The following is a 24,413-nucleotide window of genomic DNA, read 5'->3' as shown; positions in this document are numbered from 1 at the left end:
GCCTCTTTTTTCATGTCGAGAATAATCTTACTTGTACCCCCGGAACTTCTTCCTCATGACCTTCTCCTCCAGTCGAATCCGGTTGAACAACGTGATCAGATGGAGCACGAACAGTGGGATAAACACGACCCAGCCCTGCGAAATGATTGCGAAGCTGAGCACCTCCGGGATCATGTTCAAGTAATAATTGGGATGCTTGACGCGCTTGAATAGCGGAGTTTCGATCAATTGGTGGCCCTTGGCAATATAGATTTTGAAGGTCCAGAAGCGTCCCAGCGTACGGATGACATAGATGAGCACCGCCATCGCGAACGCATAAACGACCAGACCGATATAGGTATGCACGCCGACGGGCACATCCTCCACGAAAGCATAACCGATCGTGCTGAGGTAGATCAGAAACTGCACGACGATCAGCGCCCGGCTGTTGGTCTTGCCGAATTCGAGGCCTCCGTGAGTCTTGATGCGAGCTTCATTGCGCCCCGAGACAATAGCCGAAGGGACACGAAGCAAAGTTAGTATAATGAGAATGATGCCGGTCACCATGGTTGGTTCCTCCTTAAACATGCACGAAAACGGCAAAAGCGCCACGTCATGCGGATTTTAAAAGACGCTTCTTCACTGTACGCTCTGAATGTTAATGCCATGTTAAAACAGCGCCTTAAGGTCCAGCCCGGACTTCATCTCATCCTACATGAAATCAAAGAAATACCGCGTCACGTGAAAAAAGACCGGCGACGTATACGTTAAGCTGTCGACCAAGCTCAGGTAGCTCCTCTTCAAGGATTGAGCCTTGTCGTCGTCCCCGATGAGCAAATCCCGCTTCAGGACAGAGATGGTGGTGCTGCCGATAAAGCCGCCCAACCCAATCAGCATCCCGGCGAACAAGCCAAACGAAGAACCTAGCGGTGTCAGGAACGGAGCCAGGATGTAGGCTGCGAGGGACGTCACCACGAGCGAGCACGCGAAGCCCTCCCACGTCATGAACGGATTCGCCGTCGGCACAACTTTACGGTTGCCGAAGTACGACGAAGCGGCATAATGGACGATATCATTAAGCTGGGTCAGAACGACCAGAAAGAGCACCAGACCTGCCCCATACTGCGGCGTGGCGAACGGGAAATACGCGAGATGGCTGAGACCAAACACCATCAGCATCAACCCCCACTGAACCCGGCTCACGCTGCGCAGGAACCCGGCTGTTCCTTTGTTAATCATGCGAGGAAGCGGCAAGAACAGGAACACATACACCGGAATAAATACGATAAACATGCCGTACCATTCGATCAAGATCCAGTAGAACTGAACTGGAATCGCCAGATATGCCCACAGAAACAACCGACGCTCGGATTTGCGTGAGCGGATCATGGAGAAGTATTCTTTTAACGCGAAAAAAGATAGCAGCATCACCGCAAGCAACGATACGACCGGATTAAATAAGGTGGCCAAGCAGAGAATCAGCCACATGCCCCACCAGGTGCGCAGGCGCTGGCTGAAGGCTAAATAAGTCTCACCGCCGGGCCCGGGAACTTTCGGCTTCAGGACCACGCAGATGAGATGAATAGCTGCCAGGACCACGAAAATCACGATCATCGTCCATTGCAGATTGTTTAGCATGCTCAATCCCAACTTCCTCAGGAGGTAGATTCCACCAAAGGAATCATATGTTATTATGGAGGAATAGTCTAGATATAGTCTACATGGGAGAAGGGGAATTTCATCCATGGCCGCGGAACGCTCGGTATATATTTTACTTACGAATACAGGAACACTCTTCACCAAAATGATCAAGGGATACACAAGGGCGCCTTACAATCACGCCTCGATCTCGTTCAATCGAGAGTTGTCAGAGTTGTACAGCTTTGGGCGGAAGCATCCGAATAACCCGCTGAACGGCGGATTTGTCAAAGAGGATATCAAGACCGGTACGTTCAGTAAGTACCCGAACACGACCTGCGTCATTTATGAGTTAAAGGTGACCCCGCGTGAGGTGGAGAAAATGGAGCGCGTGCTTCAACTGTTTATTCGCAAGCGCCAAAAGTTCCTGTACAACATTCTTGGCGTCATCGGCATCGCTTTGAAGGAGCCGATTGAGTTCAGCAACTCTTATTTTTGCTCGCAATTCGTGGCGGAGATTCTGGAGCGCTCGGGGATTAAACTGTGGAATAAGCTGCCTGCGCTGGTGACGCCGGACGATTTCCGGAAGTGCGATCGGCTTCAGCTCATCTATGAAGGGAAGCTCAGCGAATACGAGCCGTAAACTGCGGAATTTTTTTAGACTCCCTCTTCCCCTTCTCGTGTGAATATGATACGCTGTCGTTAACTTATTAAAGATGTTTAAAAAGTAGTGGAGGTACCTCAATGAACGAAATGCCAGCCACGCCGAAAGAGATGAAGCAGGTGATCCGCAGCGGCATCCGCTCGGCACTGCTGGCGATGGGCAGCGCGACGAAGGCGGAACTGAGCGGGAAGCTGGACGTCAGCTTTCCGACGATCAGCAAGTTTCTGGCTGAAATGAAGGAGGCCGGAGAGATTGCGACCATCGGGATAGACGATTCCAGCGGCGGCCGGCGAGCAGAGCGTTACGCCTATAATCCAGAGTATATGCTGGGTCTGGCGGTGTTTCTGGAGCGGGAGGAGACGAATTACACGGTCTTTAATTGTCATGGCGAAGTGAAAGAAAAAGGTCGCAGGCCAAGTCTGCTGGCGGATCCCGGGGACAGCCTGGCGGAGTTGATCGGCGAACTGATCGACCGGTTCCCGAAGATTCAGTCGCTGGCGATTGGCGTACCCGGAGCGGTCAATCAAGGCCGGATTATTCATATTCCTGCTTATGAGGCATTCCAGAACTTCGATCTGAAGAGCACCCTGGAAGCGCGTTTTGGTCTCCCTGTCGTTGTGGAGAACGATATGAATGCGGCGGTGTGGGGGTATTACCACAGCATAGATCCGCGCGACAACCCGTCGCTGGTCTACCTCTATTTCGGCCAAAATGGCCCCGGGGCCGGGATCTTGATCAACGGTGACGTTGTGAGGGGGCATTCATTCTTCTCCGGCGAGGTCTATTATGTCCCGCAATACGAGGAACGGAACTTCGGGCAGGCGCTGCAGGCGGGACGAAATCTTGGCCCCGGCAGAGCTGGAGCGGGGCCCGAGGGAGTGGATGCCGTCAGCCGGTTGGTCGCGGCCTGTACAGCGCTGATCAATCCGCATACTGTGGTGTTCTGCCATGATGAGGTGAGTGTCTCTTTGTTGAACGAAATCAAAGTGCAAAGCGCGCAATACGTGCCGGCCGAGCATCTGCCCCGGCTGATGATGAGCGACTGGCGGCGGGATTATTTGACCGGCTTGCAGCAGTTGGGACTTCATCTGATGATATCAACCCGTGGATAGGAGAAGGAGATCCAAACAGATGGCAACATTCTTTCTATTGATCATTTATTTAGCTTTTATCAGCTTGGGGCTGCCTGACTCGCTGCTCGGCTCGGCCTGGCCGATCATTCGCGGCGAGTTCGGCGCTCCGCTGGGGACTGCCGGCGTCTTATATATGATCGTCGCCGCCGGCACGATTGTATCCAGCTTGGCCAGCGGCTCGTTGCTGGGCCGGTTCGGCACAGGCAAGGTGACTCTGGTCAGCTGCCTGATGACGGCGGCGGCCTTGCTCGGTTATTCGGCGGCACCGTCGGTGTTCTGGTTTGGCGTCTTTGCGATTCCGCTGGGGCTGGGCGCTGGGGCGGTGGACTCCGGGCTCAACAACTATGTGGCTGCGCACTACAAAGCGCATCATATGAGCTGGCTGCACTGCTTCTGGGGCGTTGGCGCAACGCTGGGGCCGGTCATCATGGCCGGGTTTATCTCCGGCAGCGGGCACTGGCGCAGCGGTTATTTGACCGTGTCGATGATTCAATTCGCGCTGGTGGTGATTTTGCTCTTCTCCTTGCCGCTCTGGGATCGTGTGGCCCGGATCGCCGGCGATTCACGGAAGGAAGAGTTGCGTGAGATGGAAGCCGAGCAGCCGGACGAACGCCCGGTGAAGCCGCTGCGGATTCCCGGCGTCAAGCTGGCCCTCGCATCGTTTCTGTTCTATTGCGGGGTGGAGTCTACGGTCGGCTTATGGGGCAGCAGCTATCTCGTTGGCATCAAAGGAGTGGATGCGGCGACGGCAGCGAGCTGGGTTTCGTTGTATTTTGCCGGGATTACGGTGGGCCGCTTCATTGCCGGGTTCGTCACGTTTAAATTAAGTAACCGTGTGATGATCCGCGCAGGCCAGATTATCGCTTTGTTCGGCGCCGTTGTGCTGGTGCTGCCGCTCCCCGCGGCTCTGTCTCTGGTCGGCTTACTGATCATCGGCCTTGGCCTTGCTCCGATCTTTCCATGTATGCTGCATGAAACGCCGGTTCGCTTCGGCAAGAAGCAATCTCAGAAGATCATGGGCTATCAGATGGCCATGGCATACACCGGCAGCACGTTTATGCCGCCGTTGCTTGGGTTCCTGGCTTCACATTCCACGATTGGCGTATTCCCGGTGTACATCGTGCTGTCGGCAGCAGCGATGTGGCTCTTCTCCGAGCGGCTGAACGTTTTCTTGAAAACAAGAGGCCATGCCTCGCAAGAGAGCGTGGCTTCTCCGCAATAGTCCTACTTATCCAAAGCTAGCTTCGTTAGGTACGTATAACCTATGGGCTAGCTTCTTTTTTGCATGCCCATCATAACACGAATGATCCGCTTCACAACCGGAATACTAACTTCATCATAAGTAAGGGACGAAAGAGATGAAGATTCCATTCCGGTATCGATCGAAGCATAAAGAGGTTCCGAGAAAATTGCCCAACTCGGCTATGCCCAACACCCCGGCACCAAATGATCTGACGGGCGCGCTGAATCCCGTGCTGGAGGTCAATGAGCAGCGGCTCAAACACATCTTCAACAGTTCGGATTTGAGGTTTCTTACGATATCGGTGCCCGGCCAATCCCGGGTGCTGTTGGTCTACATCGATGGACTCGTCGACAAGGATCCATTGGATCAAGCCATCATGCAGCCGCTGCAGGCTGAGATGCAGCCGGAGAGCGGGGGCCAGCAGAACGTATCACTGGGGGCATTATTGGAAGTACGGCTGGGTGCTGTTGCTGAGGTCAAGCGAGTGCAGAAGCTCAGCGATCTTGTGGAAGGGGTGCTGAAGGGGAATGCTGCTCTGCTGGTCGATGGGGAGAATCAGGCCGTGCTCGCTGGGTTCCAAGGCACGGAGAAGCGAACGATTGAGGAGCCTAGTGTCGAGCTGTCTGTGCGGGGTCCGCGGGATGGATTTACCGAGGATGTGCGGACGAATACCAGTTTGATCCGCAGACGAATCCGCAGCGAGAAGTTGAAGATAGAGTCGCTAACCCTTGGCGAGCTGACTAAAACAGATATCGTTATCGCGTATATGGACGGGATTGCTAAGGAATCCGTATTGGAGGAGGTCCGTCGCCGTCTCCGGCAGATTGAGATTGACGGAGTGTTGGAATCGGGGTACATCGAAGAATTTATTGAGGATGTGCCTTGGTCGCCTTTTCCCCAGATTCAAAATACAGAGCGGCCTGATGTTGTCTGCTCCAGCCTGTTAGAAGGGAAAGTTGCCATTCTCGTCGACAATACGCCATTTGTCCTGATTGCCCCCATGACTTTCTGGTCGGGGCTGCAAGCGGTGGAGGATTATTATGAGCGCACGATCTATACGACGGGCCTTCGTTGGATTCGCTTTGCCTTGTTGAATGTGTCCTTGCTGCTTCCGTCGCTGTTTGTTGCTCTGACGACCTATCATCAGCAGCTGATCCCAACGAATCTATTAATTAGCATCGCGGCGGCTAGAGAAGGGGTTCCGTTTCCGACGGTGATTGAGACGCTGCTGATGGAGTTTATGTTCGAGGGCCTTCGCGAAGCGGGCATCCGCTTGCCTAAACCGATCGGTTCGGCAATCAGCATCGTAGGTGCGCTTGTCATCGGACAAGCTGCTGTTCAGGCCGGCATCGTATCGGCTTCGGTGGTTATTATTGTCGCAACGACTGGGATTTCTTCATTTGCCATCCCCCGGTACAATTTAGGGACGGCATTCCGTCTGTTGCGTTTTCCCATGCTGATCTTAGCCGGAATTTTGGGCTTGTATGGCGTCATTGCAGGGATTTTCCTCATCCTCATTCATCTTCTGGGTCTTCGCTCATTTGGAGTTCCCTACTTGGAACCGGTGTCTCCGAGTAACTTCGAGAACCTCAAAGATGTGTGGGTTCGCGCTCCTAGGTGGAGCATGTATCGCCGCCCAGTACTCACCAATGGAGGAAATAGCCGGCGGATGTCGGGAGGGCGTCGGCCAGGTCCTAAACGAGGAGGGGGGATGGGATGAACCGGATCCGAAGAATTGTAATGGGCCTGATTGCTTTGCCTATGCTATCGCTGACAGCGGGGTGCTGGGATAGCGCAGAAGTAAATGAGTTGGCCCTGGAGCTCGCTTGGGGGATGGATGCAGCAAAAGACGATGGGGTCATGATTAGCGCCCAGGTGATCCTCCCTTTTCGAATCGGCAGTGCAATGGGAAGTAGCGGTGGTGGAGGCAACGGGCGTGAAAAACCGTATTTTGTGGTGAGCGGGAGCGGAAAAGACACATTGGATGCCGTGCAACAAATGCAGACGAAGCTGTCTCGACAAGTTTATCGCGCCCATCGGCGGATTATCGTGATTGGAGAGGAACTGGCCCGAAGGGGATTAGGTCATGTGCTGGATACGTATAGCCGTGATCCGAACCTCAAGCTGCGCACCGATGTTTTTATCGTCAGAGGGGGAACGGCCAGGGATTTTTTGAATGTGGCTTATCCCCTGGAGGACATTCCTGGAATCGGGGCGCTGAAAGAATACGATCAGATTGGAGGGCTTAAGGAAATGAGCCTGTTGAATCTGATGATCGCTGCGACCCGATACGGGAATTGTGCGGCCTTGCCGGTCATTGCGATCGGGATGGGGGAAGCGGCCCAGGGAGAAGAGGCAAATGGCGCCTCCGGTCAGCCCGGTTTTCGGATAGCGGGGATCGGGATTTTCAACGATGACCTGCAATTGCAAGGGTTTATTGATGTCCGCGATGGCAGATGGCTTCGATGGGTGAAGGGACAGTTACACAAGGCGGTGGTGACTGCCCATATACCGCAGGAAGAGGGAGAGATCAGCTTGGATTTGATCAATTTGGGCAGCAAGATTCATCCGATCTTTGAAGGCGACAAAATCAAGATTCAGGTTCGACTCAGCGGACAAGGGATGATCCGCGAAAATAATACGAGCCTCGATCTCACGCGAATGCATCATATCGCGCTTGCCAAGGAAGCTTTGGACAAGCAGGTAGAAAAGAGCGTATATCAGACGATTACCAAAGTGCAGGAGAAGTTCGGCGTTGACGCATTTGGGTTTGGCGAGGTCATTCACCGAAAATATCCTTCCCGCTGGCGATCCTTAAAGAATGATTGGAGCCGAGAATTCCGGAAAGCCGAAATTTCGGTGAAGGCTGATTTAAAAATTCGAAAAATTGGCGTTACCGGGCCGCCGCTGCATCTGAAGGAACAGGACATCAAGAAATAAGGGGCTCCTGTTCATTTCTTCCGAAGCAGGCTTCGAACCCCCGCGATGACGAGCAGGAACGCCGGCAGAACTAAGAGCATCGGAATATAAATATACGGGACCAGGATATGAAAATGATGAAAATAGATATGCTCGGTGATATTTTGGGACATGGTCAGCCCTAGAATGAAGGCAATCAGGACGGCCGGGATAATCAACGGGCGGTAGTTCTTCATTCCCGTCAGCTTCTGGAAGCCGTGAAGTGCCGCAAGCAGAATCAGCAGGCATTTCAACAAAGCCGTGGCAAAAAAGTAAAGCACCCCAAACATCTGCAGGTTCTCCACGAAATTCCCGACGCTGATTACGCCGAGCAAAGTATATAACGGGTAGAGAAAGCGTGAATACAAATCGCTGAAGACGAGAATCGCCAGGATATCAAAACAGGTGATCATAATCCCGGATAAACATGTGGCTAAGAGCGTAATTTTCGTGATGTTCCCCTGGTCCTTCACATGCGGCCAGAACATCGCAAGAGCCAGGCTTTCCCCGTAGCCTTGCGTAATCCCGTTGGGGAAGACCGCATTCCAAATCGGCTGCCATCCATTGTCCAATATCGGTTGAATATGATGGGGATGTAATACGCCCGAGCCCATGAGCAGGACGGTTTCGATCAGAAACATAAGGACGACGACAGGAAAAATGATTTCCCCCATTCGTGCGGCAATTTCGATTCCACCATAACAGCAATAGGCGATGATCACGGCGAATACGCCCGTGATTACAAACAGAGGGGTTCCTTGTAAGATCGCCGTCGAAACCAGGTCTCTCATATCCGCGAAACCTCGCCCCAATAGATATACTTGCAGGAGCGGGTACAAGAACGCGATCGGGGTACCCAGCCAGCGGCCTAGTAGTGTCGGAAACCATTCGACGAAGGTTAATCCTGGATTCAGGTACCTTAAGGTTGTAAACATCCCCACCACGAGGAGGCCGAGCCCGATGGAGATCAGTGAGGCCAACCAGGCATCCCGACCGGCTGGGCCGCCGAAGCCAAAGATGATCGTCGTGCCTAACTGAAAGATAAAGGTTATGGTGAATAGTTGATAGCCGGATATTTTAGAGCCCATCTCCCCACTGATCCTCCTAAGCAGCCTGTGAACACTCAATAAAAGATGCTACTCATTGTTCCCAGCGGGGAATGGGGACAAACCCGAAGTTTTCCGTTCACCCGGCTTTCTGGGCTAGAAACACGCCATAGGATAAATGGTTCCGGTAACGTTGCAGGAAAGCTTCATTTTCTCTGAAAAAGGTACCCACGGCGGGATCCTGCAGCGCCTCCAGGTCAATGACCCGGTGCGGGTCCCAAGCGTTCTGCCAATCGAAGGCTATCGCTCCGCCTCCGCTCCCTTTCTCGTTCTGTCGTCCATTTGGGGCCGCATCGGGTTCTGGTCCCCACTGCCGAACCTCCTGAAAACCGGCATCCCGAAGCATCCGCATCCAGGCGGCAGCGTCAGGCAAACGCAGATTGCCGTACAGCTCGCGCATTTCCCTCTCCAACGCAGGGTGAGGCTGGGTCTGAAACAGCTCGCGGTCCCACACGTGCCCACCCTTGCGCAGGACGCGATGATATTCACGGAACGCCTTCACCGGATCAGCAGCGAACACCGTAACGGACTCGGCGATGACCGCATCATAGGTGTCCGAGCGCAGCGGGATGGCGGTGATATTGCCTTGAATCCATTCGATTTGCAGTTGCTGCTGCTGGGCTCGTTGCTCGGCTTTCTCCAGCATTACGATACTTTGATCCATCGCCGTGACCTGTGCTCCCATCTGGGCAAACAGGCAGGCTGTTCTGCCCGTTCCGCAACCTACCTCCAGCACGCGCAATCCAGGTGTTATGCCAATAAACTCCATAAAATCAAGGGTTCCCTTAAATCCCCCTGGATGTGCCGAGCCTTCCCCCACGGCGGCGATGATTTCGTGGTAGTTCATCCTATAGCTGCCCCTCCTTTATCAACTTCCCGACTTCTCTCAACAGCAGAATATGCCGCGGCGCCTCCAGCGCGATTAAGATAGGCGTTCACCTTGGGAGTGGCCTCGGTTTTGAAGATTTGTTTTCATTAGCGGGACATTCGCCCTGTACAAATACCCGGGGGATGAATAGGATAAATGAGCATTCGAGAGGGGAGGCACGAGTCTATGCAACAGATCTATCCGCTTAGCGTAGATACCTGCAAGCCGCATATCGGCAAAACCGTATGCGCGGTACTTCGGGACGGCCGCTATTACATTGGTACGATTACCGATGTGAACGAAAAGGGCATTCAGCTGAACGGAGGATATGCTTCGGGAGCCAACGTTCTCTCTACCCAACCCGCTAAAGCCAAGAAGCAGCTCCAGCAGCTGAAATCCAAATCCAAAGGCAACCCTAAAGCGTCAACTAAAGCGGTTCCCCACACCAAGGAGCAGGCACTAACGAAGGCGTATGGGTATGGGCCGGGGTATCCGTATTACGGGGGATATCCAGGAGGCGGCTATCCGTACTATCCTCCTTATGGCGCCTATGCGTTTGATTGGGCGGCGATCGCTTTGCTGTTCCTGATTCCGTTTCTGTTTATCTGATCAGGCCTGTGCCGATATGCGGCGATTCGAGTCAATTTCGTATTTTGCGGAAATTGGCTCTTTTTTTTGTGCAAGTTTATAGAAGAAAACGCTTCATAAAAGGGCTTTCCGATGTATAATGTACATAGTTGTAGACAAGTAGACAAGATTACGCGGAAAAGAGGTTGAATCATGTTCAGAGCTACGGAGGACCAGGAATTCTACGAGTTGCTAAGCCCTACGCTCCTGCCTAAAGCGTCAGGATTCTTATGGAACGAAACGATGATGATTCATATGAACTGCCGGGGATATGCCGTTGCCCAATTTATGCAGCCGGAGCCGGCTAAGTATTCGCATGCCCCAAATCTGGAAGCGAAGACGTTTATGCAGCCGGAACAACCTTACTATGCACATCATCCGGGCCGTTTCGTGTATGTGAAGGACGAGGAGGATCAAAGTCTGTTTTCGGCGCCGTATGAACCGATGCGGGTTAAGACCGACAGCTATTCTTTTGCCTTGGGACAGAGCCGGATTGTCTGGAAGGTCGAGCATCAGGGCGTGTTGATTGAGATGACCCTTAGCTTGCCGAAGAAGGACCCGCTGGAGCTCTGGCGGGTGAAGGTGACGAACGTATCGCAGCGGGCGCGGAAGCTGAGCATCTACCCGTACTTTACCGTTGGTTATATGTCTTGGATGAACCAATCCGGCCAATACCATGAGGACCTGCGGGCGATCGTCTGCTCTTCAGTGACGCCGTATCAGAAGTACCAGGATTACGACAAGATTAAGTTTTTCCGTGATAAAACGTTCCTGATTGCCGAACACACCCCGGTGTCTTGGGAAGTGAACCAGGAGGCGTTCGAAGGAGAAGGCGGGATCACGCGTCCGTCCGCGTTGGAGCAAGCGGAGCTATCGAAGGGAGATGCGCGGTACGAGACGCCGGCAGCGGTCATGCAATACCGGATGGAACTGGCGGCAGGAGAAACGCGGGAATACCGCTTCCTGTTCGGTCCAGCCCGCGATGAGCAGGAGATTGCACAAATTCGGGAGACGTATTTTGGCAAGGCTGATGGTGCATCGGGTGAGGATGGATTTGTGGCTGCTGAACGTGAATACGACCAGTACATCCGGGAAGGTCGAGGTTGCCTGACGATCTCCACTCCTGACAAGGACCTCGATCTGTTCGTCAATCGCTGGTTGCCGCGGCAAATTTATTATCATGGCCAGACGAACCGCCTGACCACTGACCCGCAAACCCGAAACTATTTGCAGGATCATATGGGCATGAGTTATATCAAGCCGAAGATCGCGCGGGCCTCGTTCTTAACGGCGCTGAGTCAGCAGAAGGCAAACGGCGCCATGCCGGACGGGATCGTGTTGCATCCAGACGCGGAATTGAAATATATCAACCAGGTGCCGCATACGGACCACTGTGTCTGGCTGCCTATCTGCCTGAGCACGTATTTGGATGAAACGGGTGACTACTCAATTTTGGAGGAAAAGGTGGCCTATGCCGACAGTGAAGAAGCCGAACCTGTATATCTCCATGTTGATAAAGCGATGCGTTGGCTGATGAACGACCGCGACGAGCGGGGGCTGAACTACATCAATCAAGGCGACTGGTGCGACCCGATGAATATGGTTGGCTACAAAGGGAAAGGGGTATCCGGATGGCTGACGATCGCCACGGCGTATGCGTTCCAGGTTTGGGCCGGCATTTGCGAGAACAGCGGACGGCCTGAGGTTGCCCGGGATTACCGTGCGGCGGCGAAGGAGACCAACGAAGTAGTAAACCGCTACCTGTGGGACGGCAATTGGTATGCGCGGGGCATCACTGACGATAACGTCGTGTTTGGGATTAGTACCGATGAAGAAGGCCGGATCTTTATCAACCCGCAGGGTTGGTCGATGCTAAGCGGCGCGGCCGATGCCGATAAACGCGAGAAGCTGATGCGCGCAGTTCGCGAGCAGTTAGAGACGCCATACGGCGTGGAGAAGCTCGCACCTTCCTACACGAAGATGCGCGAGGATGTCGGCCGGGTGACGCAGAAGCACCCGGGGTCCGCAGAGAACGGTGCGGTGTACAATCATGCCGCCGCCTTCTATATCTACGCGTTATATACGGTGGGTGAGCAGGACGATGCGTTCCGGCTGCTGCGCAAAATGCTGCCCGGCCCGGATCTTGAGGACATCGTGCAACGGGGGCAACTGCCGGTATTCATCCCGAACTATTACCGGGGAGCTTATCGGCAATTCCCACGGACGGCAGGGCGCTCCAGCCATCTGTTCAACACGGGCACGGTGCCGTGGGTGTACCGCTGCTTGATCGACGGGCTGTTTGGCGTGCAGGGCACGAAAGACGGCATCCGCGTGAATCCGCAGCTTCCGTCCCATTGGAACGAGGCAGCGATTACACGCGAATTCCGTGGAGCCACACTGCATGTTGAAATTCGGCGGGACGCAGCAGTAGCGGAGACAACAGTTTACGCGGATGGCGAGCTGCTGCCGGAAGGTGTGCTGCGGAATGTGCAGCCGGGCAAGACTTATCGCGTGCAGGTGAAGCTGCCTGCCGGAGCGTAAGCGAAAGCGGCGGAGGAAAAAGCAAGAAGCGTAAGTGTGATGGGATCCCCCTCGCGCTTGCGCTTTTTTTGCGTTGTCTGTTTGGTATTCCATGCGTCTCCCTCATCAAATTTAAGAAAAACTTTATTTTTTCCTCCCATTCTTCTTAATTTATAAAAGGTATCTTAAAGGGGAAGAAAAGCTAGGGGGAAATTGACGTGAAAAAGTGGATTATCTGCCTAATGATCCTGGTGCTGCTGGGATACGGGGTTTCTAAATTTAAGGCCGAAATCGTGCGGACGCCGGAGGACTCAGATTCAAGACCGCGTGTAGAGGACGTTGAGCCCATTAATGATCCTGCTTCCGATTCATCGCAGGGTGCAAAGAGCATGACGATTGATGTCACCAAGGAGATGATATATCAGGGTGATCTGCTGCTGGTGAACAAGGACCATCCCGTTCCCAAGGGGCTACATCCTGAGAAAGAAGCGGTGAGCCTGATCAAGAATCCTGAGTTCATCGACGGATTTGGCGTGTTAGATAACCAAGTCCTGTTGTCGCCGCGCATGGCGGAACGTTTTGCAACGATGGTGAAGGCCGCCGGGGAGGAAGGAATCAACCATTTCCTGATCAGCAGCGGGTACCGGGACGAAGAGAAGCAGGACGAGCTGTACCGCCAAATGGGTTCCAAGCTGGCATTGCCGGCCGGATACAGCGAGCATAACCTGGGGCTGTCGCTGGACATCGGGTCGTCCCAAGCGGAGATGAATGTCGCCCCGGAAGGCCGGTGGTTGAAGGAGAATGCATGGAAATATGGATTTATTTTGCGATACCCGGACGACAAAACGGCGATCACAGGCATTCAGTTCGAGCCTTGGCACTTCCGGTACGTGGGTCTGCCGCATAGCGCCATCATTCACGAAAACGGGTTTGTGCTGGAGCAATACTTGGATTATCTGAAGGAGCAACAGTCGGTGAGCATCACAGTACAAGGCCAGAAGTATCACGTCTTCTACTATCCGGTATCCAAAGATCGGACCATTGAGGTGCCGGCGCAGGGCAGTTATGAGATTTCCGGCAATAATATGGACGGCGTTATCGTCACCGTTCGCGAGTAGTTCGGCAGTGAGCCCGAGTCTGGATATCATGAAAGTGAGGGATCTGATGGAGCCCATGGGAGCACAACGCTGGCGGAAGGACGTGAGCATTCGTGTGCTGTTCGCCTTGTATATATGCCTTTTAGTAAAAATCATTTTGTTGAAGTTTCATCCTATGGAGCCGGCCTGGCTTTGGGGACGATTGCTATCGAATTTGCATTCCCCTGACTTTCTAGGTCAACGATTGCAGGCAGGCAATCTCGTTCCTTTGCGGGAAATTACGCGAAGCCTAAAGGGGATGACGGCGCATGAGATGATCAACCTGTTTGGCAATGTGCTGATTTTTATGCCGTTTGGGATACTTCTAGGACTGGTATTCCGCCACAAAGACATCACTTGGATCGTGACCTTGGTTTACGCATTTGCAGCGAGTTTCAGCTTGGAATGCGCTCAGCTTCTGCTGGCGATTGGTCAATTTGATGTGGATGATCTCATCCTCAATACGGGTGGAGCATTATTTGGTTATTCCTTGTACCGCATCCGAACCGCTGCATTGAAGCAGCAAGGTGGGGTTCGGACAGAAGAAGGATAATGATGAGAATACCGGGGACGTGTATTAAGTAAAATCACAATGCACACTTTTTGTAAGTTGCTTGACAAAAGGAATTGTGGCGGATATCATTAACTCAAGTTTGATTAATCCAAATTAAGGATATTGGAGAAGTTCGGAATCATGCCTGGTGGTGTGACAGCATTGTTTCTGGGGCAAAATGTCAGGTGGATTAACGAAACCATAAAACCAATCAAGGAGGAATAGAACCATGTCTAAATTGAACATCGGGATTATCCTGGGAAGTACCCGCGATGGGCGCGTGAGCCCGCAGGTCGGAGAATGGGTGAAGAAGCATGCGGATGCTCGCGGTGACGCCAATTATGAAATCGTTGACATTGCAGATTTCAAATTGCCGTTGCTCGGCGAAGCGGATGCCAGCGAGCAAGCCGCGGCTTGGAATAGCAAGTTGAACGGCTTGGACGGTTTCGTATTCATCGTGCAAGAATATAACCACAGTATTACAGGTGCCCTGAAGAATGCGCTGGACTATGCGCGTGAAGCATGGAACAACAAAGCAGCCGGGATCGTCAGCTATGGTTCCGTTGGCGGCGCGCGTGCAGCTGAACATCTGCGCGGCATTTTGGGCGAGCTGCTGATTGCAGACGTGCGTGCACATGTAGCCCTGTCGCTGTTCACCGATTTCGAGAATTACACTGTTTTCAAGCCTGCTGACATGCACTTGAAGAACTTGAACGACATGCTGGACCAAGTGCTTGCTTGGAGCGGTGCGTTGAAGACACTGCGTTAAGATTTATTCCGACTTCGATTTTGAAACCCCTGTACCTAAATGATATGGCGCGGGGGTTTTTTGCATGATTGTCGGTGCAGGTTAGGCCTCGTATAATTAGAATTTGGAACGTAAAAACACAGTCTGGTTGGTAGTCCAGACGCACGGAGCTTTAGGGCCGTGTCAGTAACCTTCCCCCCTCGGGATGTCCGTCGTTCCGATTGATTAGAGGGGGATTGTGCAATGAAATTGACGGTTTATCATGATGGCCAGTTTTGGATCGGTGTCATCGAGGTGCAGGAACAGGGCAAGCTGAAAGCCGCGCGCTACATTTTCGGGAAAGAGCCGAAGGATGAGGAAATTCTCGAGTTTATTCGCTGTCGGCTGGACGCTTTGCTGGAACGACTAACCCAGGAGGTTGCCGTTAAGCCCAGCGAGGTGAAACGGGTCAGCCCCAAGCGGTTGGCCCGGCAAGCTGCTGCAGAACTGAACCGAAGAGGGGCCTCCACCTTTGCCCAGGAGGCGATCCGGCTGGAGTACGAGCAGCGCAAGCGGATCCGCAAGCTCCAATCCCGGGAACAACGGGAGGCAGAGAAGGAGCGGATTCGAGAGCTAAAAGTTCGGAAGGCGAAGGAGAAGCACCGCGGACGTTAGGGGTGATCTCGTTCTCCATCATGCGTCAATAGGAAGAAAGAAGATGGCGAAGCGGGACTTTCGTTCCTGCTCGCCATTTTCTTTTTAGAAACATCTCAATGATATCGATCTTCTGGGGTACGTCGGCATTGTGATGCTTGTCATATCAATGGGGCGGCAGCGTCTGCTAATTGTACCTTAGGAGGTGGACGACACATGAAAGTCAATTATCCCTTGAAGGGAACGCCGGATCTCAAAGAGATCAAGGATTCCCTGAAACCGTTTGGCGGGCGCTGCGCGAAAATTGTCGAAGGAACATTGGAATATCAGATTAAGGATGAGAATGAAAAAGCCGCGTACGAGGCCATGAAAGCTAAAGGTTATATCGGTTAATCCCAGGATTGAAGCCATCATAGAACACACTAATTACTTCAGTAAGTGTCCCTCATTTTTTGATGAAGGGGCACTTTTTTTTGTCGAAAAATGGGGATTGACGGTTTTGTATATACAAGTTAAAATGAAAACGCAAACAAAAACATGTATATACAAGTTGGATAAGGGTCGATTGGCATCATGTTCTGTCGTTTGCTGCAAAATAAATGAAATTATCTTCTAGGACTTCAAGAAGGAGGAACCATCCATGAGTAACTATACTCAACCGGCAAACGATTTGCTGAAGCATGTCGGCGGCCGCGAAAATATTTCGGTTGTCACCCACTGTGCGACCCGCATGAGATTCGTGTTAGTTGATCCAAAGAAGGCAGATGTCGAACAGATCCAGGCCATCAAATTGGTTAAAGGCACGTTTACCCAAGCCGGTCAGTTTCAAGTCATCATCGGTAACGAAGTGGCATCATTCTATAACGAGTTCATCAAAATCGCCGGCGTCAGCGACACCTCGAAGGAGGAAGCAAAGGAAGCTGCCAAGAAGAACATGAACTTCCTGCAGCGGATGATTGCGCATTTGGCAGATATTTTCACCCCGCTGATCCCGGCTATTGTGGTCGGGGGTCTGATCCTCGGCTTCCGGAATATTATCGGGGACATCAAAATGTTGGACGGCGGTACGAAAACCCTGGTCGAAGTCTCGCAATTCTGGGCCGGAACCCATGCGTTCCTTTGGCTGATTGGTGAAGCGATCTTCCACTTCCTCCCGGTCGGCATTACTTGGGCTGTTGCACGGAAGATGGGCGCTACACCGATTCTCGGCATTGTGCTGGGGATCACGCTTGTCTCGCCTCAGCTGCTTAACGCGTATAGCGTGGCTGGTGCAACGGAAATTCCATTTTGGGACTTCGGGTTTGCCAAGGTAGAAATGATCGGTTATCAGGCACAGGTCATTCCGGCGATCCTGGCGGGACTGGTGTTATCCTTCCTGGAGTTGAAGCTGCGTAAAATCGTGCCGCAATCGATCTCGATGATCGTGGTTCCGTTCTTTGCACTGGTGCCTACCGTTCTGCTTGCCCACACGGTGCTTGGGCCGATCGGCTGGCATATCGGTTCGTTTATCTCGAATGTAGTCTACTCGGGTCTGACGTCTTCGTTCGGCTGGCTGTTCGCCGCGATCTTCGGATTCGCGTATGCGCCGCTGGTCATCACCGGGCTGCATCACATGACGAATGCGATTGACTTGCAATTAATGAGTGAGCTCGGCGGAACGAACCTGTGGCCGATGATTGCGCTCTCGAATATCGCACAAGGCTCGGCCGTACTGGCCATGATCTTTATCAATCGAAAAAATGAAGAGGAGAAGCAGGTCTCCATCCCGGCAACCATCTCTTGTTACCTCGGGGTTACGGAGCCGGCGATGTTCGGGATTAACTTGAAGTACGGATACCCGTTCCTCGCTGCGATGATCGGGTCGCTGGTGGCAGCTGTGATCTCGGTTGGCACGGGTGTCATGGCTAATTCCATCGGCGTTGGCGGATTGCCAGGCATCTTGTCCATCCAGCCGCAGCATATGGTGACCTTCGCTTTGGCAATGGCCGTAGCGGTTGTGATTCCGTTTATCCTCACGATGGTTTTCGCGAAAGCTAACATCGGCAAAGTATCGTTCAAGAAAAATTAAGCATCCGGCGGAGGAACAGATTTGTTCCTCCTTTGCGATTTTTGTGGGAAAGGGAAGGTGTTGGAAATGACGGAACCTTGGTGGAAGAAGGCGGTCGTGTATCAGATCTACCCCAAGAGCTTCAACGACACGACAGGCAATGGAGTCGGCGATCTGCAAGGGATCATTCGCAAGCTGGATTACCTTGCAGAGCTGGGCGTGGACGTGATCTGGCTGACGCCGGTGTACGACTCGCCGCAACGAGACAACGGATATGATATTCGCAACTATTATCAGATCTTTGAACCCTACGGCACGATGGAGGATTTCGATCAACTGCTGGAGGAAGCCCATCGGCGTGGTCTCCGGATTTTGATGGATATCGTCGTCAATCATACGTCAACCGAGCATCCATGGTTCGTCGCGGCCAAGTCATCCAAGGACAACCCTTACCGGGATTATTACATTTGGCGAGAGGGCAAGGAAGGTGGACCGCCAAACAATTGGGTGTCCAAATTCGGCGGCAACGCTTGGCAATACGACGAAACCACAGGGCAATACTATCTTCACCTCTTTGATGTGACCCAGGCGGATTTGAACTGGGAGAATGCCCGGATGCGCCAAGAAATTTATCAGATGATGAAGTTTTGGCTTGATAAAGGGGTGGATGGCTTCCGGCTGGATGTCATCAATCTGCTTTCCAAGGACCAGCGGTTTCTGGACGATGACGGGTCGGTGGCTCCCGGAGACGGACGGAAATATTACACCGACGGCCCGAAAATCCACGAGTATCTGCAGGAGATGAACCGCGAAGTGTTTAGCGGGTACGGTATGATGACCGTCGGGGAAATGTCATCCACTTCGCTGGAGCACTGTGTTCGCTATACGCATCCGGACCGGAAGGAACTCGACATGACCTTCAGCTTCCATCATTTGAAGGTGGATTATCCGAACGGGGAGAAATGGGCGAAGGGCGAGCTCGACTTCCTGCGGTTGAAGCAGATTCTAGCGGAGTGGCAGACCGGAATGTACGAAGGCGGCGGGTGGAACGCGCTGTTCTGGTGTAATCACGATCAACCCCGTGTGGTATCACGGTTTGGGGATGACGGGAAGTATCACCGGGAATCGGCGAAAATGCTGGCCACCGCGATGCACATGCTGCAAGGCACCCCTTATATCTATCAAGGGGAAGAATTCGGAATGACGAATCCGGGCTTCGAGCGGATCGAGGATTATCGCGATGTGGAGTCGCTGAACATATACCGCATTCTGAAGGAGCGCGGCATGTCCGAGTCCGATATTTTGGAGATTCTAGCGCAAAAATCGCGGGACAACGGCCGAACACCGGTACAATGGAATGACGGGCCTAACGCCGGGTTTACGACCGGTACGCCGTGGATTCGCCCAGCAGACAACTATAAGGAGATCAATGCGGAGCGGGCGGTCGCGGATCCGGACTCGATTTTTTATCATTATCAGAAGTTAATCCGACTGCGGAAAGAGTATGAGGTGATCACGACCGGGCGGTTTGAACTGCTGGCCGAAGACGACCCGGCGGTATTTGCTTATGTGCGTGACGGCGGAGCGGAGAAGTTGATTGTGGTGAACAACTTTTTTGCGGAGGAGGCGGAATTTAAGCTGCCTGACGGAGACGGCTGGCACGAGTACGAATGTCGGTTGCTGTTGTCCAACTACGCCGATTCCCCGGCGGACCCTCAACATCTTCGGCTAAGACCCTACGAATCTGTGGTATATTATCTTCATAGAACGTAAACAAAGTTTGGGGTCGTAAAGCATGATAAACAAGTATTTGGCGATTCACAACGACATTGTGCGGCAGATCGAAGCTGGGGAGATTGCACCCCAATCGCTGCTCCCGTCCGAGCATGAGCTGAAGGAGCGTTACCATACGTCGAGGGAAACGATTCGCAAAGCCTTAACCTTGCTGGCACAGAACGGGTATATCCAGAAAGTGCAGGGCAAAGGCTCCATTGTCATTCGCAGTAACATGGTCGATTTCCCCGTATCCGGGCTGGTGAGCTTTAAGGAGTTGGCCGGCAAGATGGGCGAGAAGCCCCGCACCCTAGTCCATGAGCTGTCCCGGGGGAAGCCGGATGCGTACGTGAAGCAGCAGCTCAATCTCTCTAATAAGGATGAGGTATGGAAGGTTGTACGTATCCGAGAGTTTGACGATGAGAAGGTCCTGCTCGATAAGGATTATTTGAACGCGAAGTACGTGCCGTCCTTAACCCGGGAAATCTGCGAGAACTCGATCTACGAGTATTTGGAGAAGGAGCTTGGGCTGAAGATTAGTTTCGCCAAAAAAGAAATCGTCATCGAGGAGCCTAGCGACGAGGACAAGCAGCAGCTTGATCTGGAAGGCTTCCACAACATGGTCGTGATCCGCAGCCATGTCTATCTGGAGGACGCCAGCTTGTTTCAGTACACGGAATCCCGGCACCGGCCGGACAAATTCCGCTTCGTGGACTTTGCGCGGCGGATTCATTCGAATAGTTGAGCTCCCGTGCTAAAAGGCCGCCCTATTATGGGGCGGCCTTTTTTTGAGATATGGCTGGACATTTAGATGAGTTTATGGGCGTACCACTTCTTCCCGCGGAAGCGCCAGAGGAAGATGGCCCCGCGTACCCCCCATTCGCTGCACATGGCCACCCAAACTCCGAGGATGCCGAAGCCCAGCGTGATGCCAAGCACATAGCCGAGAATGACCCGGAATAACCACATCGTCAGCATCGAGGTGATCGAGGTGAAGCGCGAATCACCTGCCGCCCGCAAGGCAGATGGCAGAATGAAGCTGATCGACCAGAGCGGAACCTGGGCGATGGAGCTCACCAGGAGCACGAGGAAGATATCGTTTACGATATCAGACGGCGGCGAGAAGATGCTCACAAGCGGTCGGAACAGCGGCAGCAAAATCAAGCTAATTAAGGCCAGCGACCCGGACCCCAGCCAGAGGAAGGACTTAATGAACTTCCGCGCATCACTTACGTTGCCGCTGCCGATACATTGACCAACGACGGTGACAATCGTCAGTGAGAGCGCGCCGGCGGGAATCTGGAACACCCCGGCCAGAGAGCCGCCAATGGCATTGGTTGCAATCGCGTAAGTCCCCAGGCTGACAATAAACACTTGGGTCAGCAGCTTGCCGCCGTTAAAGAACAGCTGCTCGGCTGCGAACGGGATGCCGATGAATAGAATTTTACGCAGCATCTCAATCGGGAAGCGGAACAGGTCACTGAGATGCAGGTGAAGAGAGGCTTCCATTTTGAACAAATAATATAGCGCACAGGCCGCGCCGGCGAACCGGGCGATATTGATCGCCAGCGTCATTCCGAGGACGCCCATGTCCAGCAGCGTAATCAACAAGAGGTTCAAAAGGACGTACATCAGATTCATGATCAAGGATAGGGAAAGGGATGCCCGAGTTTTGCCGATGCCCCGAAGTGCGGAGCAGACGGCTTGAACCACGGCCAGCCCGACGTAGGAGATGCTGCTGCCGATCAGATAGACGCGAGCATTGTCTAATACATCGGCCGATGCAGCGCCGAACAGCAGCTTGAGCAGCGGATTGTGAAAGCCGATGAGCAGCAGCCCAATGCCAACGGCGAGCAGGGTCACCGCAGTAACCGTTGCTGCAGAGGCGCGGGAGACGTTACGGTCGTTGCGGCTGCCTTTGTATTGGGCGACCACCACGGTACCCCCGGTCGCGACAGCAACAAACACGCTGATCAGGAAGATATTCAGCGAGTCCACGATGTTGACCGCGCTGACTGCGGCTACGCCGGACGAGCTGATCATGGCGGTATTGACCAGATTCAGGCCAACGATAAAAGCCTGATCGATCAGAATCGGCAGATACAAGGCAAAGATCTGTCGATAATCCATGGACTCGCCGGACAGATGCTTTTCGAGGAAGGCGTTATTTTGCAGACGGGCAAATAGGGGCTTCAACGTCATCACATTCTTTTCTTTAATAATGGGTAGATCAATCCAACCTATGAATCTTATTATCGGATAATTCGAAATGAAGCTAAAGCAACCAAGTAACTAACCCGGTTATCGCGGGCAGGGTTGAAGATATCATTTTTGACGGAGCCGTGTCAATGTATTTCGGCAATCTATCTAGCGAGGGAAGGGGAAGACCGGGGACATTTGGAAATTGCGGTTCAAGGTGGTACGATGAAGGGGATTGGGTGAATTTGACTTGGGAGGGGATTATTTTGAAAGCGCTATTTATTGGAGGTACGGGAACAATCAGCTCGGCGATTACCCGACAATTGGCGGAGGACAGCTCCTGGGAACTGTATCTGCTGAACCGGGGGACGCGGAATAAGGATTTGCCGCCGGGTGTACATGTCATTGAGGCTGATATTCATCAGGAAGCTGAGGTGGCGAAGAAGCTTGAAGGGTATACCTTTGATGTAGTAGCGGATTTCATCGCGTTTGAACCGGCGCAGCTGGAATGCGATGTGCGCTTGTTTGCCGGGAAAACGAAGCAGTTTATCTTCATTAGTTCGGCTTCGGCGTATCAAACTCCTTTGTCGGATTACAGAATTACCGAAGGGACGCCGCTGTCCAATCCATATTGGGCCTACTCCCGCAACAAAATTGCCTGCGAGGAATATTTGATGAAGGAGTACCGCGAGAACGGCTTCCCCATCACCATCGTGCGGCCAAGCCACACTTATGATGAGCGCTCGATCCCGCTAGGTGTCCATGGCAACAAGGGATCCTGGCAAGTGGCCCAACGGATGCTGTTGAACAAGCCCGTCTTAATTCATGGGGACGGCTCGTCGCTGTGGACGTTAACGCATAACAGTGATTTTGCCAAGGGCTTTATTGGACTAATGGGTAACATTCATGCGATTGGAGAGTCCGTGCATATTACCTCCGACGAAAGCGTGACCTGGAACCAAATTTACGAAATTATTGCGGATGCGCTGGGTGTTAAGCTGAACGCCGTGCATGTCGCTTCTGAATTTTTGGCGGAGAACGGCCCGTACGACTTCCGCGGCGGACTGCTGGGTGACAAGGCCAATACGGTCGTTTTTGACAATAGCAAGCTGAAACGGCTTGTACCCGGCTTTACGGCTACCGTTCGGGTAGATCAAGGGATCCGGCAGACGGTGGAGCATATTCTGGCGCACCCAGAGCTGCAAGTGGCTGATCCTGAATTCGACGCCTGGTGCGACCGCGTGGTCGGGGCGATGGAAGCAGCTGCGAAGTTCATGAAGGAATAGGCGAGGGACCACCAGTGACTAACGTACGTCAACCTACGTTCGTGTTGGCGCCGGATTCGTTTAAAGAGAGCATGACCGCCAAGGAAGTGTGTGAGGCCATGGAAAAAGGGCTGCGCCAAGCGTTCCCCGATGCGCATTACGTCCACGTGCCGATGGCCGACGGCGGGGAAGGGACCGTCCAAGCTTTGGTCGATGCCACCGGCGGCAGGCTGTGCTCGCTGGAGGTGACGGGGCCGCTGGGGGACCCGGTCATAGCACAGTACGGCCTTCTGGGCGACGGGCAGACAGCGGCCATTGAGATGGCCTCGGCCAGCGGGCTCCACCTGGTACCGCCGGATCGGCGCAACCCGCTGCAGACTACGACGTACGGCACCGGCGAGCTGATCCGCGCCTGCCTGGATCAAGGCGTGCGCCGGATCATCGTCGGCCTGGGCGGCAGCGCGACGAACGACGGCGGCGCCGGCATGGCCGAAGCGCTGGGCGCGCGCTTCCTGGACGCGGCGGGCCGGCTGTTGGCGCGCGGCGGCGGCCGCCTCGGGGATCTGGCGCGGATCGACGTGTCCGCGCTGGATCCCCGCTTACAGCAGGCGCACCTAATCGTCGCCTGCGACGTCGACAACCCGCTCTGCGGCGATCGTGGCGCGTCCCGGGTATTCGGGCCGCAGAAGGGCGCCACCGCCGCAATGGCGGAGAAGCTGGACGCCGCGCTCGCGCATTACGCGGAGGTGGCGCGGCGGCAGCTAGGCCGGGACGTGCGTGACGTCCCGGGCGCTGGGGCAGCCGGCGGGCTGGGCGCCGGGCTGTTGCTCTTTACGCAGGCCGAAATGCGCAGGGGCGTCGAGATTGTGCTCGACTTTACCGGCCTGCGGGAGAAGGTGGCGGCGGCGGACGTGGTGTTCACCGGCGAGGGCGGCATCGACTTCCAAACGAAGTTTGGGAAGGTGCCCTACGGTGTCGCCCGAATCGCCAAGGCCGCCGGCAAGCGCGTGATCGCGATCGCAGGGACGATCGGTGAAGGCGCGGACGCGCTCTACGCCGAAGGGATCGACGCGATCTTCGGCATCACCCCCGGCGCCGCCGCCCTGCCGCAGCTGCTCGCCGCCGGGCCGCGCAACGTGCAGCGCACCTGCGAGAACATCGGCCGCCTGCTGCGGCTTAGCTGATGGGTTATGGTTATGGCAAGCGCTGCAGCGTCGCATTGGTCCTGGGAGAATATAGGCGGCTACGCTCCTTTTGACGATTATCCCGTTGCATCAGGGGATGGAGGGGATTCGCCTCCCGCTTCTGAATGAAAGGGATAAT

At 53.8% G+C, this 24,413-nt stretch carries 22 protein-coding genes; 17 read left to right on the top strand and 5 right to left on the bottom strand.

The window, feature by feature from the left end; genetic code table 11:
- Nucleotides 1-27: 27 nt before the first annotated feature.
- Together M891_RS0122880 and M891_RS0122875 are read right to left on the bottom strand one after the other, a co-directional pair.
- Nucleotides 28-546, bottom strand: a complete 519-nt coding sequence (locus M891_RS0122880; protein ID WP_028540411.1) for an isoprenylcysteine carboxylmethyltransferase family protein — start codon at nucleotides 544-546, stop codon at nucleotides 28-30.
- A 144-nt stretch (nucleotides 547-690) separates the two neighbouring features.
- Nucleotides 691-1,617: a phosphatidate cytidylyltransferase gene (locus M891_RS0122875; protein WP_036701643.1), complete on the bottom strand. Its 927-nt coding sequence runs from the start codon at nucleotides 1,615-1,617 to the stop codon at nucleotides 691-693.
- Between the two features lie 106 nt (nucleotides 1,618-1,723).
- Between M891_RS0122875 and M891_RS0122870 the strand changes: the two genes are divergently transcribed.
- The 5 genes from M891_RS0122870 (at nucleotide 1,724) to M891_RS0122850 (ending at nucleotide 7,597) form a co-directional block, all read left to right on the top strand.
- On the top strand, nucleotides 1,724-2,260 hold the full coding sequence (locus M891_RS0122870; RefSeq protein WP_016314408.1) for a hypothetical protein: 537 nt from the start codon (nucleotides 1,724-1,726) through the stop codon (nucleotides 2,258-2,260).
- Nucleotides 2,261-2,361: 101 nt separating this feature from the next.
- The gene (locus M891_RS0122865; protein ID WP_028540409.1) at nucleotides 2,362-3,393 is read left to right on the top strand and encodes an ROK family transcriptional regulator; all 1,032 of its coding nucleotides are present in this window, start codon (nucleotides 2,362-2,364) and stop codon (nucleotides 3,391-3,393) included.
- A gap of 19 nt (nucleotides 3,394-3,412) precedes the next feature.
- A complete protein-coding gene (locus tag M891_RS0122860; RefSeq protein WP_016314406.1) occupies nucleotides 3,413-4,636 on the top strand; it encodes an MFS transporter in 1,224 nt (407 codons plus the stop codon).
- A gap of 202 nt (nucleotides 4,637-4,838) precedes the next feature.
- On the top strand, nucleotides 4,839-6,377 hold the full coding sequence (locus M891_RS0122855; RefSeq protein ID WP_157268866.1) for a spore germination protein: 1,539 nt from the start codon (nucleotides 4,839-4,841) through the stop codon (nucleotides 6,375-6,377).
- A complete protein-coding gene (locus tag M891_RS0122850) occupies nucleotides 6,374-7,597 on the top strand; it encodes a Ger(x)C family spore germination protein (RefSeq protein WP_028540407.1) in 1,224 nt (407 codons plus the stop codon). The genes M891_RS0122855 and M891_RS0122850 overlap by 4 nt, the downstream gene beginning before the upstream one ends.
- A gap of 11 nt (nucleotides 7,598-7,608) precedes the next feature.
- Here M891_RS0122850 and M891_RS0122845 read toward each other — a convergent pair whose 3' ends face one another.
- Nucleotides 7,609-8,703, bottom strand: a complete 1,095-nt coding sequence (locus M891_RS0122845; protein ID WP_036701640.1) for a GerAB/ArcD/ProY family transporter — start codon at nucleotides 8,701-8,703, stop codon at nucleotides 7,609-7,611.
- Between the two features lie 97 nt (nucleotides 8,704-8,800).
- Nucleotides 8,801-9,568: a class I SAM-dependent methyltransferase gene (locus tag M891_RS24780; RefSeq protein ID WP_051417189.1), complete on the bottom strand. Its 768-nt coding sequence runs from the start codon at nucleotides 9,566-9,568 to the stop codon at nucleotides 8,801-8,803.
- Nucleotides 9,569-9,775: 207 nt separating this feature from the next.
- On the opposite strand from M891_RS24780, the gene M891_RS0122835 reads away from it, so the two are divergent.
- The 10 genes from M891_RS0122835 to treR all read left to right on the top strand — a co-directional run bounded on the left by M891_RS0122835 (nucleotide 9,776) and on the right by treR (nucleotide 20,371).
- The gene (locus M891_RS0122835) at nucleotides 9,776-10,198 is read left to right on the top strand and encodes a hypothetical protein (protein WP_028540405.1); all 423 of its coding nucleotides are present in this window, start codon (nucleotides 9,776-9,778) and stop codon (nucleotides 10,196-10,198) included.
- Nucleotides 10,199-10,369: 171 nt separating this feature from the next.
- Nucleotides 10,370-12,757: a GH36-type glycosyl hydrolase domain-containing protein gene (locus tag M891_RS0122830; RefSeq protein ID WP_028540404.1), complete on the top strand. Its 2,388-nt coding sequence runs from the start codon at nucleotides 10,370-10,372 to the stop codon at nucleotides 12,755-12,757.
- 197 nt (nucleotides 12,758-12,954) lie between these two features.
- Nucleotides 12,955-13,854 carry a D-Ala-D-Ala carboxypeptidase VanY gene (locus tag M891_RS0122825; RefSeq protein WP_028540403.1) on the top strand — a complete coding sequence of 300 codons (900 nt, stop codon included), beginning with the start codon at nucleotides 12,955-12,957 and terminating at the stop codon, nucleotides 13,852-13,854.
- 46 nt (nucleotides 13,855-13,900) lie between these two features.
- Complete coding sequence (locus tag M891_RS24485) at nucleotides 13,901-14,425, top strand: VanZ family protein (protein WP_051417187.1); 525 nt, start codon at nucleotides 13,901-13,903, stop codon at nucleotides 14,423-14,425.
- A gap of 229 nt (nucleotides 14,426-14,654) precedes the next feature.
- Nucleotides 14,655-15,194 (top strand): NADPH-dependent FMN reductase, encoded by a 540-nt coding sequence (locus M891_RS0122815; RefSeq protein ID WP_028540402.1) that lies wholly within the window; start codon nucleotides 14,655-14,657, stop codon nucleotides 15,192-15,194.
- 222 nt (nucleotides 15,195-15,416) lie between these two features.
- Nucleotides 15,417-15,827 carry a YjdF family protein gene (locus tag M891_RS0122810; RefSeq protein ID WP_016314398.1) on the top strand — a complete coding sequence of 137 codons (411 nt, stop codon included), beginning with the start codon at nucleotides 15,417-15,419 and terminating at the stop codon, nucleotides 15,825-15,827.
- Nucleotides 15,828-16,022: 195 nt separating this feature from the next.
- Complete coding sequence (locus M891_RS25645) at nucleotides 16,023-16,199, top strand: hypothetical protein (protein ID WP_164744063.1); 177 nt, start codon at nucleotides 16,023-16,025, stop codon at nucleotides 16,197-16,199.
- 247 nt (nucleotides 16,200-16,446) lie between these two features.
- Complete coding sequence (gene treP / locus M891_RS0122800; RefSeq protein ID WP_028540401.1) at nucleotides 16,447-17,874, top strand: PTS system trehalose-specific EIIBC component; 1,428 nt, start codon at nucleotides 16,447-16,449, stop codon at nucleotides 17,872-17,874.
- Between the two features lie 66 nt (nucleotides 17,875-17,940).
- Nucleotides 17,941-19,626, top strand: coding sequence for an alpha,alpha-phosphotrehalase (gene treC / locus M891_RS0122795; RefSeq protein ID WP_028540400.1), 1,686 nt, complete (start codon nucleotides 17,941-17,943; stop codon nucleotides 19,624-19,626).
- A 22-nt stretch (nucleotides 19,627-19,648) separates the two neighbouring features.
- Complete coding sequence (gene treR / locus M891_RS0122790; RefSeq protein WP_028540399.1) at nucleotides 19,649-20,371, top strand: trehalose operon repressor; 723 nt, start codon at nucleotides 19,649-19,651, stop codon at nucleotides 20,369-20,371.
- Nucleotides 20,372-20,433: 62 nt separating this feature from the next.
- Here the strand turns inward: treR and M891_RS0122785 are convergent, their stop codons facing one another.
- Complete coding sequence (locus M891_RS0122785) at nucleotides 20,434-21,828, bottom strand: MATE family efflux transporter (RefSeq protein WP_016314392.1); 1,395 nt, start codon at nucleotides 21,826-21,828, stop codon at nucleotides 20,434-20,436.
- Between the two features lie 263 nt (nucleotides 21,829-22,091).
- Between M891_RS0122785 and M891_RS0122780 the strand changes: the two genes are divergently transcribed.
- Together M891_RS0122780 and M891_RS0122775 are read left to right on the top strand one after the other, a co-directional pair.
- Nucleotides 22,092-23,111 (top strand): SDR family oxidoreductase, encoded by a 1,020-nt coding sequence (locus M891_RS0122780; protein WP_028540397.1) that lies wholly within the window; start codon nucleotides 22,092-22,094, stop codon nucleotides 23,109-23,111.
- Between the two features lie 14 nt (nucleotides 23,112-23,125).
- Complete coding sequence (locus M891_RS0122775) at nucleotides 23,126-24,274, top strand: glycerate kinase (RefSeq protein ID WP_036701634.1); 1,149 nt, start codon at nucleotides 23,126-23,128, stop codon at nucleotides 24,272-24,274.
- Nucleotides 24,275-24,413: the final 139 nt, after the last annotated feature.

It is taken from the genome of Paenibacillus sp. J14 (genome assembly GCF_000518465.1).
GTDB classification, from domain to species: domain Bacteria; phylum Bacillota; class Bacilli; order Paenibacillales; family Paenibacillaceae; genus Fontibacillus; species Fontibacillus barengoltzii.
This window is presented reverse-complemented; position numbering and strand designations above follow the sequence as displayed.

What these genes read in the sequence shown, in the direction of transcription:
- M891_RS0122850 (WP_028540407.1), top strand. Translation starts at nt 6,374, where the DNA reads ATGAACCGGATCCGAAGAATTGTAATGGGCCTGATTGCTTTGCCTATG.
- treP (WP_028540401.1), top strand. Translation starts at nt 16,447, where the DNA reads ATGAGTAACTATACTCAACCGGCAAACGATTTGCTGAAGCATGTCGGC.
- M891_RS24485 (WP_051417187.1), top strand. Translation starts at nt 13,901, where the DNA reads ATGGAGCCCATGGGAGCACAACGCTGGCGGAAGGACGTGAGCATTCGT.
- M891_RS0122865 (WP_028540409.1), top strand. Translation starts at nt 2,362, where the DNA reads ATGAACGAAATGCCAGCCACGCCGAAAGAGATGAAGCAGGTGATCCGC.
- treR (WP_028540399.1), top strand. Translation starts at nt 19,649, where the DNA reads ATGATAAACAAGTATTTGGCGATTCACAACGACATTGTGCGGCAGATC.
- M891_RS24780 (WP_051417189.1), bottom strand. Translation starts at nt 9,568, where the DNA reads ATGAACTACCACGAAATCATCGCCGCCGTGGGGGAAGGCTCGGCACAT.
- M891_RS0122880 (WP_028540411.1), bottom strand. Translation starts at nt 546, where the DNA reads ATGGTGACCGGCATCATTCTCATTATACTAACTTTGCTTCGTGTCCCT.
- M891_RS0122875 (WP_036701643.1), bottom strand. Translation starts at nt 1,617, where the DNA reads ATGCTAAACAATCTGCAATGGACGATGATCGTGATTTTCGTGGTCCTG.
- M891_RS0122815 (WP_028540402.1), top strand. Translation starts at nt 14,655, where the DNA reads ATGTCTAAATTGAACATCGGGATTATCCTGGGAAGTACCCGCGATGGG.
- treC (WP_028540400.1), top strand. Translation starts at nt 17,941, where the DNA reads ATGACGGAACCTTGGTGGAAGAAGGCGGTCGTGTATCAGATCTACCCC.
- M891_RS0122785 (WP_016314392.1), bottom strand. Translation starts at nt 21,828, where the DNA reads ATGACGTTGAAGCCCCTATTTGCCCGTCTGCAAAATAACGCCTTCCTC.
- M891_RS25645 (WP_164744063.1), top strand. Translation starts at nt 16,023, where the DNA reads ATGAAAGTCAATTATCCCTTGAAGGGAACGCCGGATCTCAAAGAGATC.
- M891_RS0122855 (WP_157268866.1), top strand. Translation starts at nt 4,839, where the DNA reads ATGCCCAACACCCCGGCACCAAATGATCTGACGGGCGCGCTGAATCCC.
- M891_RS0122860 (WP_016314406.1), top strand. Translation starts at nt 3,413, where the DNA reads ATGGCAACATTCTTTCTATTGATCATTTATTTAGCTTTTATCAGCTTG.
- M891_RS0122835 (WP_028540405.1), top strand. Translation starts at nt 9,776, where the DNA reads ATGCAACAGATCTATCCGCTTAGCGTAGATACCTGCAAGCCGCATATC.
- M891_RS0122810 (WP_016314398.1), top strand. Translation starts at nt 15,417, where the DNA reads ATGAAATTGACGGTTTATCATGATGGCCAGTTTTGGATCGGTGTCATC.
- M891_RS0122845 (WP_036701640.1), bottom strand. Translation starts at nt 8,703, where the DNA reads ATGGGCTCTAAAATATCCGGCTATCAACTATTCACCATAACCTTTATC.
- M891_RS0122870 (WP_016314408.1), top strand. Translation starts at nt 1,724, where the DNA reads ATGGCCGCGGAACGCTCGGTATATATTTTACTTACGAATACAGGAACA.
- M891_RS0122830 (WP_028540404.1), top strand. Translation starts at nt 10,370, where the DNA reads ATGTTCAGAGCTACGGAGGACCAGGAATTCTACGAGTTGCTAAGCCCT.